This is a genomic window from Sediminicola sp. 1XM1-17, assembly GCF_037203765.1.
Classification (GTDB): domain Bacteria; phylum Bacteroidota; class Bacteroidia; order Flavobacteriales; family Flavobacteriaceae; genus Sediminicola.
Genome location: NZ_JBBCAS010000012.1, coordinates 1 through 19,068 on the forward strand (window position 1 = coordinate 1; position 19,068 = coordinate 19,068).

The 19,068-nt window shown below is 37.7% G+C and carries 18 protein-coding genes; 15 read left to right on the plus strand and 3 right to left on the minus strand.

Translation table 11 applies throughout. The features are described from left to right. The 12 genes from WAA86_RS14520 to WAA86_RS14575 all read left to right on the plus strand — a co-directional run. On the plus strand, nucleotides 1–572 hold a 572-nt coding region (locus WAA86_RS14520), incomplete at its 5' end, for an IS3 family transposase (RefSeq protein WP_337301743.1). 52 nt (nucleotides 573–624) lie between these two features. Continuing rightward, a complete protein-coding gene (locus tag WAA86_RS14525; RefSeq protein WP_337301744.1) occupies nucleotides 625–1,266 on the plus strand; it encodes a DNA alkylation repair protein in 642 nt (213 codons plus the stop codon). A 245-nt stretch (nucleotides 1,267–1,511) separates the two neighbouring features. Next, nucleotides 1,512–2,594: a Fic family protein gene (locus WAA86_RS14530; protein WP_337301745.1), complete on the plus strand. Its 1,083-nt coding sequence runs from the start codon at nucleotides 1,512–1,514 to the stop codon at nucleotides 2,592–2,594. Nucleotides 2,595–2,703: 109 nt separating this feature from the next. Continuing rightward, nucleotides 2,704–3,120: a VOC family protein gene (locus WAA86_RS14535; protein ID WP_337301746.1), complete on the plus strand. Its 417-nt coding sequence runs from the start codon at nucleotides 2,704–2,706 to the stop codon at nucleotides 3,118–3,120. A 95-nt stretch (nucleotides 3,121–3,215) separates the two neighbouring features. Further along, entirely contained in the window at nucleotides 3,216–4,643 is a 1,428-nt protein-coding gene (locus WAA86_RS14540) for a hypothetical protein (RefSeq protein ID WP_337301747.1), read from the plus strand. A gap of 168 nt (nucleotides 4,644–4,811) precedes the next feature. Further along, nucleotides 4,812–5,207, plus strand: coding sequence for a VOC family protein (locus WAA86_RS14545; protein ID WP_337301748.1), 396 nt, complete (start codon nucleotides 4,812–4,814; stop codon nucleotides 5,205–5,207). A 286-nt stretch (nucleotides 5,208–5,493) separates the two neighbouring features. Beyond that, the gene (locus WAA86_RS14550; RefSeq protein WP_337301749.1) at nucleotides 5,494–6,444 is read left to right on the plus strand and encodes an SDR family oxidoreductase; all 951 of its coding nucleotides are present in this window, start codon (nucleotides 5,494–5,496) and stop codon (nucleotides 6,442–6,444) included. A 124-nt stretch (nucleotides 6,445–6,568) separates the two neighbouring features. Continuing rightward, nucleotides 6,569–7,138, plus strand: a complete 570-nt coding sequence (locus tag WAA86_RS14555; RefSeq protein ID WP_337301750.1) for an epimerase — start codon at nucleotides 6,569–6,571, stop codon at nucleotides 7,136–7,138. Continuing rightward, nucleotides 7,132–8,244, plus strand: a complete 1,113-nt coding sequence (locus WAA86_RS14560) for an MBL fold metallo-hydrolase (RefSeq protein WP_337301751.1) — start codon at nucleotides 7,132–7,134, stop codon at nucleotides 8,242–8,244. The genes WAA86_RS14555 and WAA86_RS14560 overlap by 7 nt, the downstream gene beginning before the upstream one ends. Nucleotides 8,245–8,249: 5 nt before the next feature. Further along, a complete protein-coding gene (locus WAA86_RS14565; protein ID WP_337301752.1) occupies nucleotides 8,250–9,161 on the plus strand; it encodes a helix-turn-helix domain-containing protein in 912 nt (303 codons plus the stop codon). Nucleotides 9,162–9,174: 13 nt separating this feature from the next. Continuing rightward, nucleotides 9,175–9,690: a hypothetical protein gene (locus WAA86_RS14570; protein WP_337301753.1), complete on the plus strand. Its 516-nt coding sequence runs from the start codon at nucleotides 9,175–9,177 to the stop codon at nucleotides 9,688–9,690. Nucleotides 9,691–9,915: 225 nt separating this feature from the next. Further along, nucleotides 9,916–10,122, plus strand: a complete 207-nt coding sequence (locus tag WAA86_RS14575) for a hypothetical protein (protein WP_337301754.1) — start codon at nucleotides 9,916–9,918, stop codon at nucleotides 10,120–10,122. A gap of 56 nt (nucleotides 10,123–10,178) precedes the next feature. On the opposite strand, the gene WAA86_RS14580 is transcribed toward WAA86_RS14575, so the two are convergent. Further along, nucleotides 10,179–14,669, minus strand: a complete 4,491-nt coding sequence (locus WAA86_RS14580) for an excinuclease ABC subunit A (protein WP_337301755.1) — start codon at nucleotides 14,667–14,669, stop codon at nucleotides 10,179–10,181. Between the two features lie 253 nt (nucleotides 14,670–14,922). Then, a complete protein-coding gene (locus WAA86_RS14585; RefSeq protein ID WP_337301756.1) occupies nucleotides 14,923–15,402 on the minus strand; it encodes a cupin domain-containing protein in 480 nt (159 codons plus the stop codon). A gap of 306 nt (nucleotides 15,403–15,708) precedes the next feature. On the opposite strand from WAA86_RS14585, the gene WAA86_RS14590 reads away from it, so the two are divergent. Further along, nucleotides 15,709–16,146 carry a hypothetical protein gene (locus WAA86_RS14590; RefSeq protein ID WP_337301757.1) on the plus strand — a complete coding sequence of 146 codons (438 nt, stop codon included), beginning with the start codon at nucleotides 15,709–15,711 and terminating at the stop codon, nucleotides 16,144–16,146. 213 nt (nucleotides 16,147–16,359) lie between these two features. Further along, the gene (locus WAA86_RS14595; protein WP_337301758.1) at nucleotides 16,360–16,512 is read left to right on the plus strand and encodes a hypothetical protein; all 153 of its coding nucleotides are present in this window, start codon (nucleotides 16,360–16,362) and stop codon (nucleotides 16,510–16,512) included. A 143-nt stretch (nucleotides 16,513–16,655) separates the two neighbouring features. Here WAA86_RS14595 and WAA86_RS14600 read toward each other — a convergent pair whose 3' ends face one another. Next, complete coding sequence (locus tag WAA86_RS14600) at nucleotides 16,656–17,438, minus strand: DUF1206 domain-containing protein (RefSeq protein ID WP_337301759.1); 783 nt, start codon at nucleotides 17,436–17,438, stop codon at nucleotides 16,656–16,658. 641 nt (nucleotides 17,439–18,079) lie between these two features. On the opposite strand from WAA86_RS14600, the gene WAA86_RS14605 reads away from it, so the two are divergent. Next, the gene (locus WAA86_RS14605) at nucleotides 18,080–19,018 is read left to right on the plus strand and encodes an endonuclease/exonuclease/phosphatase family protein (RefSeq protein ID WP_337301760.1); all 939 of its coding nucleotides are present in this window, start codon (nucleotides 18,080–18,082) and stop codon (nucleotides 19,016–19,018) included. Nucleotides 19,019–19,068 lie beyond the last annotated feature (50 nt).

The window sequence follows — 19,068 nt, forward strand, 5'->3', positions numbered from 1 at the left end:
TAAAAAGGAAAAAGTATTCCTCCAGAACAACCAATTCATATCACCGGTTCTACAAGTATGACAACATCATAAAAGACCTCAAAATCAATAGACCCGATCAGGTCTGGGCTTCCGACATTACCTATATCAGGACCATTAACGGATTCTGTTACCTTGCATTGATTACCGACATGTATTCCAGAAAAATAGTCGGGTACGATCTGAGCGACAGCCTGGAACTCAATGGATGCATCAGGGCGCTTCAAAAAGCAATTTACCATACCAAGGTAACCAAAGGGTTAATTCACCATTCTGACAGAGGTATACAGTATTGTAGCAATCAATACACCCAGATCCTTAAAAGAAAGAAGATGGAAATCAGTATGACCGAAAAAAACCATTGTTATAAAAATGCCCTCGCCGAAAGGGTAAACGGAATCCTAAAAGACGAATTTTATCTCGATCAGACCTTTGCCAGTGTGGAGCAAGCAAAAAGAGCAACCAAAAATGCAATCAAATTGTACAACTCTAAAAGATTGCATTTATCTTTAGACTATAAAACACCTAATTACGTGCACCAATATGCCGCTTAAAACTAATTATTAATCTGTAGCCGTATTTTAGGACGTGACATTAAAAAGCGAAATGGAACTTTCTTCTAAGGCGAAAAATATTTACTCTCATATCAACCAAGATACCAAGCTTGGGGATCTTCGGAAGATTGCTAAAGAGGTAAATAAGGATCATGAGACGGCTATAGAACTTTGGTCAACTGGTGAATTTCTACCTAGACAATTGGCTATTCTAATTATGGACAAGAAGCAACTGAACCAACAATCAATTGACAAACTCGACCAAGACATTCAGGAGCACGAATTTGAAGAACAGAATCATTTAATGGATTGGTTAATGGCCAATCAACTGACTAAAGACAAAAAAATAATTGGATTAATTGAGTCTTGGGAACAAAGTCCGTCACCACTCCAAAGAAGAGTGTTTTGGTACTATCAAGCAAGATTACGTTGGATGGGAAATACGAATCATTCAAACACTGAGTATTTGCTTTCTGAAATTGAAAAAAATATGATTAATGAACGGCCTGAGGTTCAGTGGGCAATGAATTACACTGCGGGCCAAATCGGAAAATGGCAAGAAGAATATCGTGACAGATGTATTTCCATAGGTGAAACAACAGGTCTTTACAAAGATGAAATTGTTGCCAAGAATTGTACTCCAAGTTACTTGCCTGAATTCATAAGAATTGAAGTTGAAAAATTGAATAAATAAAAACTACGCACAACAAGGGCTATAATTCATTGTGGCATCATGCAAAAAACAATAATAGAAACCACCAAACGGCCTGACTTCATAAGTGGAAAAGTCTACGACGTTTTCCACAACGGATCCTTAGCCTAAACGTTGTGCCTCATGCTGAAAAACGAGTGTAAAGATTACCTTTCAAAATAAAACAAGAGTAATTATTTATTATTTTTACCTTCGAAAAGCATTCAAGTGTATAAGTTACCCTCATTATGAAAAGCTTCAATAAATCTCAACCGTACAATGATCTACCTCTGCTTCCTCCTAAAGCAGACTTAGAAACTAAAGAGATTCTAACAAAAACAATTAAGGCTAGTAGAGCTTTGGCTCAGCTCAATGGTGCGCTAAGGAACCTTCCAAATCCTAGTTTATTCCTTGATACACTTCACCTACAAGAAGCAAAAGCTAGTTCTGAAATAGAGAACATTATCACCACAAATGACGACCTGTATCAAGCTGTTGTAGCAGATAAAAAATTCGCTAATCCTGCTACCAAGGAAGTAATTAGCTATAAAGAAGCTATTTGGTTGGGGTTTAATCGACTTGAGAAAAAACCTTTCATAACAACTAATCTTTGTGTAGAGCTTGTACAGTGCATTAAACAAAACGCTGCGGGAATTAGAACTACACCTGGCACTATTCTATCCAATGTACATGGAGAAGTGATCTACACTCCTCCTTCAGGAGAACAAGTTATTAGAGAAAAAATGGCCAATCTCGAAACTTTTATCAATGAAAATGTTTCAATAGACCCTCTGATAAAAATGGCTATATCACACTACCAGTTTGAAGCTATACATCCATTTTCAGATGGTAATGGAAGAACAGGTCGCATTCTTCTTTTACTTCAATTAAAAATCGAGCAACTACTTGATATTCCTGCTCTTTTTTTAAGTGATTACATTATTGAACATAAGGACAAATATTACGAAGGATTAAGAAAAGTTACAGAAAAGAATGACTGGTCCAAATTCATACTCTTTATGCTCGATATGGTTGAAACAACAGCCATTAAAGGATTAGATAGACTAGAATCAATAATACAGCTCATGGAAACTACTGGACAAGAAATAAAAGAAAAGCTCCCGAAAGTATATTCCAAAGATTTAGTTGAAGTCATTTTCAAACTTCCTTACACCAAAAGACAAAACTTGATTGACATAGACTTAGGAACCCCTAAAACAGTTGGAAACTACCTCATTGCTTTAGAAGAAGAAGGGTTCCTAAAATCCATAAGAGTTGGAAAAGAAAAATTATATCTGAACCAGAAATTAATGGACATACTAGAAAAATAAAAGCACGAAGGCACAACAAGGTGTATAGTATATGGCACCCTTCGGGATGCTACAACGCCATACACGGAACGTTGTATGTAAGTTAAGAACAACAACAAATTGAATTAAAATGAAACAAAACGGATCTGTTATAATTCCAGCAATTCGATACAAAGACGCTCCAAAGGCGATTGAGTGGCTATGTAAGGCTTTTGGGTTTAAAAAACATTTAGTAGTTCCAGGAGAAAATGGAACCATTGCGCATGCCCAGTTGAGTTATGGCAATGCTATGATTATGTTAGGGTCTGAAAATGATAATGAATATGATAAATTGTTAAGGACACCTAAAGATCTTAATGGATTTAATACACAAGCCCTATACATTATTGTTGAAGCAGTAGATGAACATTACCGAGGAGCAATTGCAGCTGGAGCAGAAATAGTATTAGATATAAAGGATGAGGACTATGGTGGACGAGGATATAGTTGTCAAGATCCAGAAGGGTACTTATGGAATTTTGGTTCATACAATCCATGGACACAATGAAATTAAAGCCTACACACAACAATTTGTTTACCGCATTAAAGCGCGGCATATACTAAACCGTAAAGCATTTAAATAAACACTACCAATTTAGGCACATGAGAAAACTGTTGACATTATACCTTCTTTCAATTAACTTAATAGGTTGTAGCTCAAATAGTGACTCTGAGGTAATCAATGATGATAATAATGACAACAATAATTCAGTAACGTTGTCTACATCGATTGTGGGAATTAACCAAATCACCTCCAATCAAGCAACTATTTCTGCAACAGTTTCAGCAGAAGGAACCTCCATTACAGAACGTGGAATTTGCTGGGACACTTCTCAAAATCCTACAATATCGAATAACAGTTCTTCTAGTGGATCAAGTCCAGGGAATTATGTTATTACTCTTAATGATTTGAATGAAAACACGAATTATCATGTTAGATCATATGTAATTACAAGTAATGGAATCAATTACAGTAACAATGAACAATTTACCACTCTTAAGGAACAAACCAGTAATGTTCATGACGGTCATATCGATTTAAACACACAAGCTGAAGTACATAGTTTTGGATCAAATAATTATACAGAAATCACTGGCTCTTTATATATTAGAAACAGTATTGATATTACTGATTTATCACCTCTAAGTTCATTGGAAACTATAGGTAATGAGCTTAGTATAACAGAAAATGATAATTTGGCAAGCCTAGATGGACTCAATAACATTGCTACTGTCGGATCCTCAGCTACCATTCGTGATAATCCACTATTGGTTGACCTCCATGGCTTAAATGGACTTACTTCTATAAATTCTCAACTTACGCTCGGAGACAACAATAAATTGACAAATTTGGATGGTCTAAATAGCTTGCAATCAACAGGGGGATTATTCATTTATGAAAATCCTGTGTTACTAAATATTGCCGGACTATCCAATCTCACTACCGCAAATGGAACAGTTACGATAAAATCAAATCCCAATCTAACTGCACTGAATGGACTTCAACAATTGGAAATAATTGGCTCTTCATTGCAAATTGACAACAATGACTCTTTAGAAAATTTATCAGAATTTATAGCTCTCAAAACCATTGGAGGCCAATTAACCATAGTAGATAATGATCAACTTACCAATATTTTAGGACTGGATAATTTAGTTTCTATAAAAGTGGATCTTAGAATTAATGGTAATATCTTAACAGCAATAGATGGATTTTCAAACCTCGAATCTATTGGTGGAAGACTTTTTATTAGTAATGAAGAGATCACACATATTGATGGTTTTGACTCTATACATCATATTGGTAAAATTGAGTTATCTGCAAATGCCTCATTATTGCATTTAAATGGATTTGAAACATTATTGACTGTTGACTCTGATCTCAGGATAGAGGCGCATGACGCCCTTACTGATTTTTGCGGCTTGATGGCTCTCTTGGAAAACAATGGTTTAGGTGCTTCTTATATTGTTGAAGGCAATAGTTTTAACCCAACTTTTGATGATATTGTGAATGGAAATTGTAGGAAATAGTGATGGAAACATATTACAACAAAGTGTATAATGCATTGATTGGTATGTTGCTACTCGTAAAATCCTACAGACCTCACCAACGTTAGGCATCCTTTTACTAAATTAGTTGCCAACTAATCGCAACCTACCATCCACAAAACGTTGGCAGTACTATAAAAATCAGAAAAAATGAAAGTAACACTTATTAGCATTCCCGTTCGTGACCAAGAAAAAGCTCTAAAATTCTACACAGAAAAGTTGGGCTTTTTAAAGAAGAAGGACTTACCATTGGGAGGTGGCAACAGATGGTTGACCCTAGTTTCACCAGAGTGGAAGGATGGACCAGAATTATTATTGGAACCTGGTCCACTTCACTTCGAGCCTTGTAAAGTCTATCAAGACGCATTGATGGAAGCAGGATATCCATACACTCAATTTGATGTTGACAATGTTGATGCTGAATATGAAAGACTCACAAAACTTGGAGTTAATTTTAGCGTAAAACCAACGGAAATGGGAACTGTAAAATATGCAGTCTTTAATGACACCTGTGGAAACAATATCCAAATTGTAGAGAACTTATAAATTAAAAACTGTGGCTAACCTTGGCTCTAAGGAATTGCTTGGTATCGCCTACTTCTAAATCCCGATCCCGATAGCTCTCTGGATCGGGATCGGGATTCGCAGATTTTTGGTATGCTGCTTACTTGTGAAGTTAAGCGCAATACCTCGCAACTTATCATAACCAAACACATTGTCCGTACTTAAAACCAACCAAAAAGTATACAACATTCGAAATTCCGTATAAGGAAACTAGACGCTCTCTACCCGACCTTTGTCTTATAATTTTTACCATTAAAAAATAGACAAAATGGATACAAATCAATTTGGGAAAAGAGGTTGGACTCCTGATAGAATCGGAAATTTGAACGGCCAAATATATGTCATAACAGGAACTACAAGTGGTACAGGTTTTGAAGCAGCGAAAATATTGCTTTCCAAAGGTGCAAAGGTGATAATGCTTAATAGAAACCAAAAAAAAGCAGAAGACACCGTTAAAACTTTGAAACAGGAACTTGGGAACCACATAGACGTTATAGCAATAAAAATGGATTTGGCAGAACAAGCTTCCGTAAAAAAAGCAGGGGAAGAAGTTTTAAAAACAGTTCCTCATATTGATGCCCTTATCTGCAATGCGGCAATTGCCCAAGTACCTAAACAAACACTAACTGTAGATGGATGGGAGAGTCAAATGGGAACAAATTACTATGGAAATTTCACACTTCAAGCTTTATTGTTCCCTCTCATTGAAAAATCTAAAGGACGAATTGTTACTGTAGGAAGTCTGGGATATGATATGGGAATTAAAACCATCAAATTTGATGATTTGAATTGGGATAAGGATTACTCACCCAATAATGCGTATAGTCAAAGTAAACTGGCACAGATCATGACTATCTATCAACTACAGAATAAATTGAAAGAAGCAGGTAAAACAGATGTAAAAGCATATGCTTGTCATCCAGGTGCTTCCCGAACATCACTTATTAAAACGAGTGGAAGTTTAATGACTCGCTTTGTTTGGCAACTAATGAAATTATCCCCTTTAACACAGTCTGCTGAAAAAGGTGCTTATCCGCAATTGATGTGTGCTACAGAACCAAGTTTAGACCAAAGTGGTTTTTACGGCCCTACGGGAAGAAACAATTGGACAGGTCCAGTTGGAGTACATAAGTTGGAACAACACGCTAAAGACATGAAAGTAGCTAAAAGGCTATGGGAGCTTTCAGAAAAAGAAACAGGTGTAAAATGGAATGTTTAATACCAAAAAATGAAAGTAATAATTACAGGGTCAACCGGAATGGTGGGTAAATGGAGTTTTATTAGAATGTATTGATGATGACAGCATTACTGAGGTTTTGCTTATCAATAGATCTCCTATTGATTTGAAACATCCAAAAATAAAAGAATTAATCCATAAAGATTTTACCAATTTTGATGCTATTCAATATGAAATGATGAATTATAATGCTTGTTTTCATTGTATGGGAGTTTCATCGGCAGGTATGACAGAAGAACAATACGTTAAACTCACTTACACCATTACTGAAAATCTAGTAAATGTACTTTACAATTTTAATCCCAATATGACTTTCATTTATGTTTCTGGCGATGGAACGGATAGTACAGAAACTAGCAAAACTATGTGGGCTAGAGTAAAAGGAAAAACAGAAAACTTGATATTAAAAAAGGGCTTTAAGGATGCTTATGCTTTTAGGCCAGGTATTATTTTGCCCAAACGAGGAGTGAAATCAAAGACCAAATTGTACAATTTACTTTATACTCTACTGCGTCCAATTTTTCCAATCATGAAAAAAATGAAATCGGTTACTACCTCACAAAATATTGGGAAAGCAATGATTGGGTTACTTGAGAATCCGCACCATGTAAAAATTATAACTGGAAGCGGTGTCAATAACTTAGTAGAAAAAAATAATGCATTTCAGAAATGTTAATATTAAAAAAAGCAATGATTGGGTTACTTATAATTTTTACAATAATTGGTTTTGGAATATACGTATTCTTAAACACAGAACGGTTTGGGAAACAACCATCAGGAGTGCGCTTATTGAAAATAGAACAATCATCCAATTATAAGAATGGAAGTTTTCAAAACTTAAACCATACACCAATGCTTACTGAAGGTGTTGGCTATGGAAAAGTGATGTATGAATTTCTTTTTTCCTCAAAACCAAAAGAGCCTTCTATAGAAATACCTTCGGTTAAAACTGACTTGCATACACTTGGTGCAAATGAGAATGTGTTTATTTGGATGGGACATTCATCTTATTTTATTCAATTAGATGGTAAAAAAATACTGGTAGACCCAGTTTTAAGCGGTAACGCATCGCCTTTTTCATTTACGACTAAAGCCTATAAAGGAACTGACATTTATACAACAAACGATATTCCCGAAATTGATTACTTGTTCTTATCACACGACCATTGGGACCATATGGATTATAGAACGCTCAAAAAGTTAAAACCAAAAATTAAGAATGTAATTACTGGCCTTGGTAATGGCGCTCATTTAGAAGCTTGGGGATTTGATTCTAAAGTGATCTTAGAAGGCGATTGGTACGAGACTTTTTCTTTTGAAGATGGGTTTGAAGCACACGTTACACCAACAAGGCACTTTTCTGGAAGAGGATTTACACGTGCAAAAACTCTTTGGGCTTCATTTGTATTAAAAACACCGACCAGTTCTATTTTTCTTGGTGGTGATAGTGGATATGATACACATTTTAAAGACATTGGAAATAAATTCGGATCTTTTGACTTGGCAATTCTTGAAAATGGCCAATATGATGAAAAGTGGAAGTACATTCATATGTTACCTGGAGAACAATTAAAGGCTGCAACTGATTTGAATGCAAAAACTGTTCTGCCTGTACATTCCGGAAAATTCACCTTGGCCAATCACGATTGGGATGAGCCGTTTATATCTATTACAAGAGAAAAGAATAAGAAAGATTTAAGAATAATAACGCCAATGATTGGGGAACAAGTAAATTTAAATGATAGTATACAGCGATTTAAAAATTGGTGGCATCTAAAATAATCGAAATGAAACATTTTAAAACATTATCATCGTATTTAGATTATTTAGGATTACCTCGACCAGAGCACCCTATGTTGAGCGTGTTCAATTCAAAAGGAGATGGCTACTTACCTTGTCCAAGAGAAAATTCACCACCAATTACAAATGACTGCTATTCAATTAGTTTTAAAAAGTATGTGAAGGGAGATTTAAACTACGGAAGGACAAAATATGATTTCACCAATGGAGCTTTGATTTTCATTGCACCAAGGCAAGTTCTACAATGGGATAGTAGCGTGGTTTTTGAGCAAAAAGGATTTTCAATAAACTTTCACGAGGACTTTTTGAAAGGAACAGCATTGGCTCAACAAATAAAAAAATATGGTTTCTTTTCCTATTCAGTAAATGAAGCATTACATCTGTCGCCAAAAGAAGAAAAGCAAATAGAAGCGATAGTAGAAAATATTGAAATTGAATACCAGAACAACCAAGATGTCTTTAGTAAAGAAATTATTATTTCTCAATTGGACACCTTGTTAAAATATGCCAATCGTTTCTATGAGAGGCAGTTTTTAAATCGAAAAGAAATATCGAACGATCTGTTAGAACAGTTTAATAAGCATTTAACTGAATACCTTGAATCTGGGCAATTGCAGGAAAAAGGGATTCCAAGCATAGAACACATCGCAGAAAAAATGTCGGTATCACAACGTTACCTAAGTGATACACTTAAGAAAGAAACAGGAAAAACCTCTACTGAACACATTCAACTTTATTTGATTAAGGAAGCTAAAAATATTCTTTTGCAACCCCATAAAAGTGTTTCAGAAGTGGCTTATGAATTAGGTTTTGAATATCCTCAATATTTTTCGAGATTATTTAAAAAGAGAGAAGGGATAAGTCCTTCAGAATATCAACAAAAATATAGTTTAAACTAGTATTATTAAAACGATGGAACTATTAAAATTGGCAACAGAATGGGCGAAAGCTGAAGTCTTTTCAACACGTTTCTTCATTTTTTTTGCAATTTTATTTTTAATCGCAAGCATTGGATTTTGGCAGTTGGGAAAAACGGATTTGGCAAAGGCTTACATCATCCCAACTTTGGTAGCGGGCTTATTACTTATGACAATAGGACTTGGTCTATTCTACACTAATAAATCAAGAATTACCCAATTTGAAAATGCGTTCAACAGTGATGCACCTGCCTTTTATCAGTCCGAAATTGAACGTTCCGAAAGTACTTTAAAGGAATACACAGTTGTATTTAAGGTAATTCCCATTTTGATTATCATAGCAGCATTATTAATACTATTTATCAATACACCAACTTGGCGTGCAACAAGTAGTACAGCCATTGCAATGCTAATCGTAATTCTATGGGTTGACGGAACGGCACACGCGAGAATTGAAGCCTACCATAAAGAATTGAAGTTGGTGGAATTAAAAAATGAAGTCAAAAAATAAGTACTAACAACTATGTGTATAAGCAATAGCGGTTTGAGTTTGCACTCAAACCGTTTTTCATTAAATTAAAGTATCTTGATAACCGAAATGCAGTAGCCCTAATTGTCACTCTAATCGATTTATGGCCTGATTATCCATTAAAAGAGTAATTTAAATAACCTTTTAATTGCACCGTTACATACTTGCAATAAGTGTCGATTTCAGCCTAATCAAAAACCCAGGATTATGAAAAAAGTGCTTCTAATTGCAACCTTTTCTCTACTCTTTATTGGATGTAATATGAACCCAAGCAAAGAAGCCAGAATTCAGAGTCTGGAAACTGAGATGAAACAAACGACGGATAAAATAAACGAACTTATAATCCGAATCCAATCCCTTGAAGATATAAACGAGCAACTCAAGACAAAGGTTATTGAGCTTGAAAATCCATAACCAGTAAGAAAAGCAATACCAACCCTGATCTATTCAAGGTTACTTTGAACAAAAACTTATGTCATAACCACACCAACCCCTATTTTCCCTAACAGATACGGATTGTGATCTATAATCAGAATATCGTTGGATTTGCTGAGTTTTTGGATTATCGCATATAGTAGATCTATATCGGAATAATGCAATCCGGTGCTGGGCTCATCTAAAATATAAAGTACATTTCTGTCCTGGTCCTGCAGCCAATTCAACAACAATAATCTTTGTTTCTCCCCAGATGAAAGCGTTTGTAACGGCTGGTTGAGGCTTAGATGCGCCAATCCAATTTCCTCCAACTGACATAAGAATTTGAAAGTTTTGGCAGGTACCATAGCTTCCCCCAACCAATGTTTTAATTCTATAATATTAAAGGCGAGAACCTCAGCTATATTCTTCGTCTTTACCTTGTGCGCCAAGATATGTTCCTGAAAACGTTTCCCCTTGCACACGTCACATTTTTCAATTGAATTGGCCACCACATCCAAGGATGTTTCCAAATAACCTACGCCTTTACAATTGGGACACTGGCTTGTTTTTGATTTATAAGAAAAGTCAAGAGGCTTAAGACCTGTTTCCCTTGCAAATACGTTGCTTATATCTTTAAGCAGTTTTAGGTAAGAAATCAATAAGGTCTTTGCATGGGATCGTAATTTTTTGGACTCGAAATAACGTGCACCTCCATATTTTTTAGGAAACGAAATGCTTTCACAATTGACAGGCTTGCCCGCCTCTATACTCGGAATCAAAATATCTTTCACCAGCGTAGTTTTCCCAATACCAGATTTACCGCTTATAGCAGTGATTCCACCAATGGGCACTTCCAATGCCTCCTTCACCAAAGTATACCTGGAGAGATTGCGGATGGCTATGGATTCCTTGGCTTTTTTTAACTGAATCGATTTTATGGGTGCCTTCAAATAAGGATGACACTTGGGTTGTTTCACAAAATCCTGGGGACTGCCCATATACGTAATATGACCTCCCAACTTGCCAGCCTGAGGTCCAAGCTGAACCAACTTGTCCGCTGCCAGAATAACCTCTTTGTTATGCTCTATCACAATTACTGTATTGCCTTTTTCAATCAGTTCTTGAAGTAGCCTGATCAGGTCTGGAATATTGTCATTGGACAATCCTGCAGTTGGTTCATCCAGTAGATAGGTGATGCCTTTTAGCGGACTGTTCAGCTGTTTGATAAGGGCTACCCGCTGATTTTCTCCCCCTGAAAGAGTGGATGATTTTCGATGGAGCTGCAGGTGATCTATATGCAATTGTTTTGCCCTTTTGATGGTATTGGTCAGATGAGGCCGGATCTTTGAAAGCAATTTTTGATCTACCTCCCCTAGCCCATCCCCAAAAGAAAGCCAAGCTTCCAAAGCTTTAAAATCCATTGATTTTATTTCATGAATAGACTTTTCACCAATTCGATAAGACAATCGTTCCGGCTTTAATCCACTACCCTTGCAATGGCTACAAGTGGCAGGAGCGAAAAGGGCCATAAGATTAGCTATATGTTTGTTTTTCCGCGTCTTATAATATTCTTCTTTCAGGTAATGGAAAAGCCCCTCCCATGGCATGCTAATCTCCTGAGAACCTTCCCTCGTTTTGGTCCTGAATACCCATTTGGTCTTCCAGATAGTTTTACCTGTACCATGAAACAGTACCTCCTTTTGTTGTTCGTTCAGCTGATCGAAGGGTGTTTCCAGAGTAAAACCATAGGTGGCTCCCAATGCATTGACAATGGCCATATACTGACTGCCGGCCTGACCATAATAGAATAGCGCTTTATTATGCTCAAAAAGTCCGCCGGCGATGCTCTTCCCTTCATCGAGTACTATTTTATCCAACTCAGGTAGTAATTCCTGTCCAATTCCGTCGCATACTGCGCATTTTCCCAATTCGTGATTGTTAGAAAAATGGCTTGCAGATAATTCCTCCCCTTCGTACTGCGCTTTCCTAGAAAACGCAAAGCGCAAGATCTTATCTATTCCCGTCTGTTTGGCAATATCGGAACGTTCGGTAAAACTTTTTTCTTTTCGCGTAATACAAATGCTGGGACTCAGCCCAACAATAGAATCCACTTCAAACTGAAAATTCACCCCAGCCCTGGATTGTTGATAGGCAGAAAACTGCTTGGTCATTTCTTGGAGTCCATATCCATGGAGGGTATCTATCACCAAGGAAGATTTACCCGAACCCGAAATCCCTGTTATTACAGATAGTTGGTTCTTCGGCAGGTCTAGGTCCAGATCTTTGAGATAATGTGTTCGCGCCCCTAGGATAGAAATTACATTCTTACGCTCATCAGTTACTTCCTGGACATCCAATGTTCGGTTCTGTATGGCATTATCCACCAACGTATCGCATTCCGATTGAAAAAGTGGATGGTTCTCAAAGCAAACAATCCCCGCCGTCTGTTTTTTCAGTTCGTGCAAAGCTTTGAGCAATTGCCTCACATTATGCTGATGTAATCCTATACTTGGCTCTTCCAGCAGTAAGAGCGTCCTTTTGGATTGTTTGGCAAAATGCTTTGTCAGTTTAATACGTTGCGCTTCTCCTCCGGACAAGGTATTGGAGGGTTGTCCCAGTTTAATGTACCCTAGCCCAAGCTGTAGCATAAGGGACAATATTTTTATGATCTGCCTCTCCTCACCAAAGAAATCATATGCCTCAGCAATACTCAGATTATAGATTTCCGAAATATTCTTTGCGTTCCATGTAACATGAAGCACCTCCAGCTTAAAACGTTTCCCGTTACAACTTGGACATACCTGATTGATAGTGCCCATCACATTCATAGATAGGGTGATGACACCCGCACCTTCACAGGTTTCACATCTTCCGATCTTATTATTGAACGAAAAGGCTCCTTTAGCCAGTTTTAAGGATTTTGCATCCGGAGATTTGGCCAATAGATCGCGTATTTTATCAGCTAAGCCGGTATATGTTGCTGGATTGCTTCTAGGAGTTTTGCCTATGGGTTGATCTGATACCGTAAGCAAATTCAAATCCGTCTTTTCACAATATCCGGTAAGCGTTTCCAATATTTGGGGAGTTTTTCTGGATATGACAGTCAGCTCGCCTAATGAAGGGCTATAAGTTTCAGCTTTCTCCCTTTTGGTTTTCTTGTAGGATTGAGGGGTAGTATTCTTTAATTCTGCCAAGGTTGGTGTAGCAGAACTTTTGGCGCTAAGGAATTTTTTTATAGGTCCATTGAAAATAACTTCTCCCCCATGGACACCTGCAGCTGGACCCAATTCTATAATCCAATCTGCAGCGCTTACGAAATCCAAATCGTGCTCAATAACCATGACCGTATTCCCACGGCTTATCAACCTGTTGAAGATATGGCGCAAATGTTTTTGGTATGCCTTTGATAATCCTATGGAAGGTTCATCAAACACATACAGAATACCTTGGAGATTACTGTTTACCTGCTTGATCAATTTTATACGCTGGGCATCTCCCGAAGAAATATCTGTACTTGGGGTACTAAGGCAATGTTCTTCCATTCCTAGGCGGATAAGATCATATAATGGTACGCAGATCTTATCGACCAAAACTTCCTCTCCAATGGTAAGGTCCAACCCTTTGAGAATTTCATATAGCTTGTTCAATGGCAGGTCCATCCATTCCCGAAAGTTGAAGTCCTTCCATTTAAATTTAAGGTGTTCCGCTTTTATCCTAGCTCCCTTGCAGTTCGGACAAATACTTGAACTTGCGAATTTTAGGATGTTAGGATTGCGATCTCGCTTTAGGATATCGTTCATAATAGGAAATATCCCCTTGTAAAAACCCTCTTCACGAGGCTTTGCCTTAAGGCCTTTCCATCGCAATCTGGACGCTATACTGTGTTTCCCATAGAATACCTTAATACGATCACTTCCATTTAGAATCACCTCCTTTTGTTCTTCTGAAAGTTCCTTCCAGGGAATATCCACGTTAAAACCATGTGCCTCGCACACTTTGTTCAGTTCGTCAACGGTGATCTGGGAATAGACGATATAGCCATTGGGCAAGGTTGTGGTGATGGCCCCTTCCCTTAGGGTTTTATTTTCATCGCCCACCAACTTGTCAATATCGATGTATTCCGCCTGACCAATACCATGACAGCGTTCGCAAGCCCCCTTGGGGTGATTAAAAGAAAAGAGTGATTTGCTCATAGCTTCACCACCGGCATAACGCGCAAACAGAACCCTAAAAACTGCGGTTAGCTCAGACAATGTACCGAAGGTGGCATTTATGGACTGGAAGCGTTTAGATTGCTCTACCTTGATCACAGGCGGAAGCTCTTGTATTTCATCCACCTCGGCAGCGGGAATCAATTGTGCATTTTGCTGGTTATATGCAGGGAGGCTCTCCAAAAAATAACGATATCCTTCATTGGCAATAACGCCCATGGCTAGCGATGATTTTCCAGAACCTGATAAACCGGTCACCACAATCAAATGATTTTCAGGAATAGTTACATGAATATTTTTTAGATTGTGTTGGTGGGCATTGATAATCCGCATAAGGACTTATGGTTTCAATTCTTAGAAAAATAAATATATAAAGATTGTATCGACTAGAAATGGGCATTCCATGAAAGAAATCGAAAAACAATACTGCTTACAAGCATACTCAAAAACCTCGGCAAAGGAAATTTAGTGCAAATGAGAAGATTTTGCACATTGAATTCGGACCGAATCCAAGGGTTAAATTGATTATCAACAAATCGCAACAAAGGATGCTTGGCCCTATTTTACGGCAAACAACCGGAATTCTTCAATCCTTATTTGCCTGGAGTGTTTTGGCTACACTATCGTAGTATTCTTGAGTTAACTTCTCGGTCCAAATTGTTGGCTCATTCCCATAGATGGCGATATATGAAACCGAACTGTCCGCAGATGAAGTATGCCAATGCTCCGTGTCTTTCGCACACTTAATAACATCACCCTTTTTTATAACAATTGGTTCTTTACTTCTTTCCTGATAATAACCCTCCCCCTCAACAACAATGATTATCTGCACCGTTGCATGTTTATGCCAATCCAAGGTTGCGTTGTGACCAAAAGTGGCATGCGTGATATTCTGGTCAAAATCCCCCTCTGCTGCCACCAACGAGTTTAACCAAGCATCCCCAATATGATGTGTATTGGGCGCTTTTATTCCTTCACCCAAATAGGAACTTAAGTCATATCCTGAGTTTTGGGCATTGATAAATAAGGGTAGTAGAACGAATAAAATTAAACCTAGATTTTTCATCGTTAATATTTTGAAGTATTAGTTACGGTGATCATCGCAAGATAAAAAATTCTAGGGCAGATTTGGAGATAAGCTGCATAATTTGAAGGCTATAGCAATACAAAATCTTCATAAGATGCTGACCGAAGTACTAGCTGGCCGGTAAAACTGCCATACCACGACAGCTAAAATGCATTATTTAGCATATTTACTACAAATCAAAAGATTTCGTACATTTAAGACGGCCCGAATTCCATGCTCGTAATGATAGCCATCAGATCGCCATCGTAAATGCTTGGCCCAACCTTAGGGAATAAAATGTAAGCTATGAAAGTGAATGTATTTTTGATCCTCATCCTGTGTATCCCTATTGGTGTTCTTGGACAAGAAGCCCAAATACCCGGTGAGTATGGTAAATTTGTTGAAACCAAGGATGGATCTATTGTCAAATGGACGGTAAGCCTAAGCCCTGATGGTACATTTCTTTATAACTTCTACCGTAAACTCAACTGCCAAACATGTGAAGAAGAAAACTTTTGGGGAAAAGGAAATTGGACTGCTGAAGGAAAAGTAATTACTATTCGATCAGATGAGGAAAGAGACTTGGATAGTAAGTTCACAATGGACTTTAGTCATACAAAGGCTCGATTACAAAGCAAACCTGCCCGTTCTTTATCCAACGAGGATATTCCCGTTGAATTGATATTCTATGACTCTCCTTTGTCCGTGATTGAGGGGCTAAAATTGCAAAAGAAGACACCTTAATATAGGACTACATCAACGAAAATCCATTGTTTCACATATTTACTACAAACCAACTACCGTGTCAGCATTGGTTTTGAGCTCCATGAAAGATTTCAGTGGTAGGTGGATCAACGAGGCCCATGAGAGAAAGATGATTGCCAAATGCGAAATATCATATCAGAACAAAAATTACATTGTCCAAATGTGGGGCACTTGCACGCCAGTAGATTGTGATTGGAAAAAAATATAGCCAACCACGTAAAAAAAGGAGCAGATAAATTTGACCTTCTCTGGGATAATGCACCATTTACAGAAAGCAGTATAACCTATGAAATCATTGGAGAGATACTCAAAATGACGCATAAAAGACGTTATAAGGATGACTAGAGCAGCCAAGACCTTACCATGATAGAATACTTCCAAAAGAAATAAGCGCTAAAGGCTAAGAATGGCAATGACCCTTTATGACAACGTGATAGAATTAGTAGGATTGCTACAAGATATGTTTTGGCCATGCTATTTTTGAAACATCAAACTTGTCCACCAAACCTTCTATATTTTGCCATAATAATCATGTAGGCACCATAGCATATGAGGCCCAAGGCCAGCATTCCAACAAGCCAAGGGCCTTCGGAATTTTGACGTAAAAATGAAAATGCTTCCGCCGTGCCTTTGATATCTTTTTGGTTGGAAGTGCCCGCTGCACTAAAAAAGAAATATGCGACAATACCTACTACAATTCCGCGGGAAACCAAGCCTGCATAACCCAGCCATTTTATGGTTTTAATAGTGGAGACATTGGACATTTGTCCCAAATGGAATTTGGAAAGAAAACCTCCCTTATAGACCTTCATCAAATGATATATGGACTTGATAGCCATCCCCGCACCAATAACATAAAATAGTGCAGGTAGATATTCCGTAGGGATCATTCCACTTTTGCTATTGCCACTGATCGGAGATTGCTTGAAAATTTCATATATGGAATAGATTCCCAATATCAAATAGACCAAACCGCTGATGAAAAATCCCAAGCGTGTACCCAAACCTTTGTGATCATCACCTATATTTTCGGGATCTTTGATACTCTGATAAAACCGCCAAAATGCGTAACTACATAAACCAAGACCCATCAACCCCAAAAGCATCTTACCAAATGGCTGTTCCTCCAAAAATTTTAGCACCCCCAATTTCCCTTCAGAAGAGGTACTCAATCCAATAGCGGCACCAAAAGCCAAGATTCCGGATAATGCATACACTATTCCCTTTGCGGCATAGCCCGTTTGCGCAATTTTTTTGATTTTATTGTCCATGATTATAATTTGAACAAAATTACTGTGCTCCCTCCGGTTATATTGCCCGAATTCCTCTAATTAGTACACGAAATGCAAATTTTATTGAATCCCCAAAATACCTTAAGAGCAATATCCATGATAGCGGTACTATTTACGAGTAAAAAGGAATGCTTGGAAAAGACCCAGCATCTACCCTTAGGAAATCATCCGGGCCTTGAACTTGGTAGTCCAAGCAATAACACAATGCTCCCAATATTATCCTTGCGAACGCGGCAGAGATTTTATTAAGCCCTTTAGAAAATGGATTTGCCCTATATTTCGGTACTGCTCACCACTCGACCATAGAAATGTCAACACGCCATATTATCCCTATGGACGATTCCTATTTTTTGGTTTATTTCTCACAAGCATATGGTATTCACGGTTAACCGAGTGGTAAAAGTATTACCTTTATTATCCACAAGCTCGGCATACTATTTCAACGGCTTGACACCAACATTTATCTACGAACCATGCTATTAGCTTATTACATATGTTCTGCTGTGTTTATCCTAGCCAGCATCTTGCCATTTATAACGCACCAGCACTGGATGTTTCGGGTTTGGGATTTTGGAAGGATACAGTTGACAATCTTTCAGCTCATTACATTGGTTTTTGGAATGGTCTTCGTAGTAGACAAAAACCTCCTTTTTTGGGGTACGGTGCTTTTGCATGCAGGACTAATTGCCTACCATGTTGCCATATTAATACCGTATACCACCTTATACAAGAAAAATACTTCCATAAATATTCCAAAAGAATCCGAGCTGATTTCTATTATTTCCGTAAATGTTTATCAGTTCAATGAACGCTACGAAGAATTAATAAAATTGGTCAGGGAGGTTAAACCCGATATTCTACTTACGATGGAATCCAACCAGGCATGGGAAGATGCATTGGCAGAAATTGAGGAGGAATATCCCAATTTTAAAAAAGTGGCCTTAGAAAACACATATGGCATTCATTTCTACACCAAATTATCTGTAAAATCTTTGAAGGTCAATTATTTTGTTGCAGATGATCTTCCCAGTATAGAAGCTTCCCTCCTTACCGAAAATGGTATGTCATTCACTTTTTTTGGGGTTCATCCACCACCACCCAGTCCTACAGAGGAGGATACGTCCAGAGAGCGGGACGGAGAATTACTTTCTTTGGGCAAGAAAGTTTTAGAAACGAAAGGACCCGTAATCGTTGTTGGTGATTTCAATAATGTTGCTTGGGCAAAATCCTCCATTTTATTTAGGAAAACTTCAGAATTGATAGACCCACGAATCGGGAGAGGTTTCGTATCTACATTTCATGCCAAATATAGATTGCTTAGATTTCCTATTGATCTTTTTTTTCACTCCACAGATATTTTCATTGAAGAATTTAAAACGTTACGCAATATTGGAAGTGATCATCTGCCCCTTTTCTGTAATTTTTATATAAACAAAAAAGAAGATCTGCAGGAAGAGGAGGTAGAAACATTGGATGAGGAAGAAAAAGAAGAAGTAGAAGAAATGATAGAAGATGGGATTGAAGAGGAAAGCGACCGACCTGAAGTGGCCACAGAATAGGCCTGTATTGGTCGTTCACGGTAGATCTGCCAATGGTCTCCCTCCGTAGT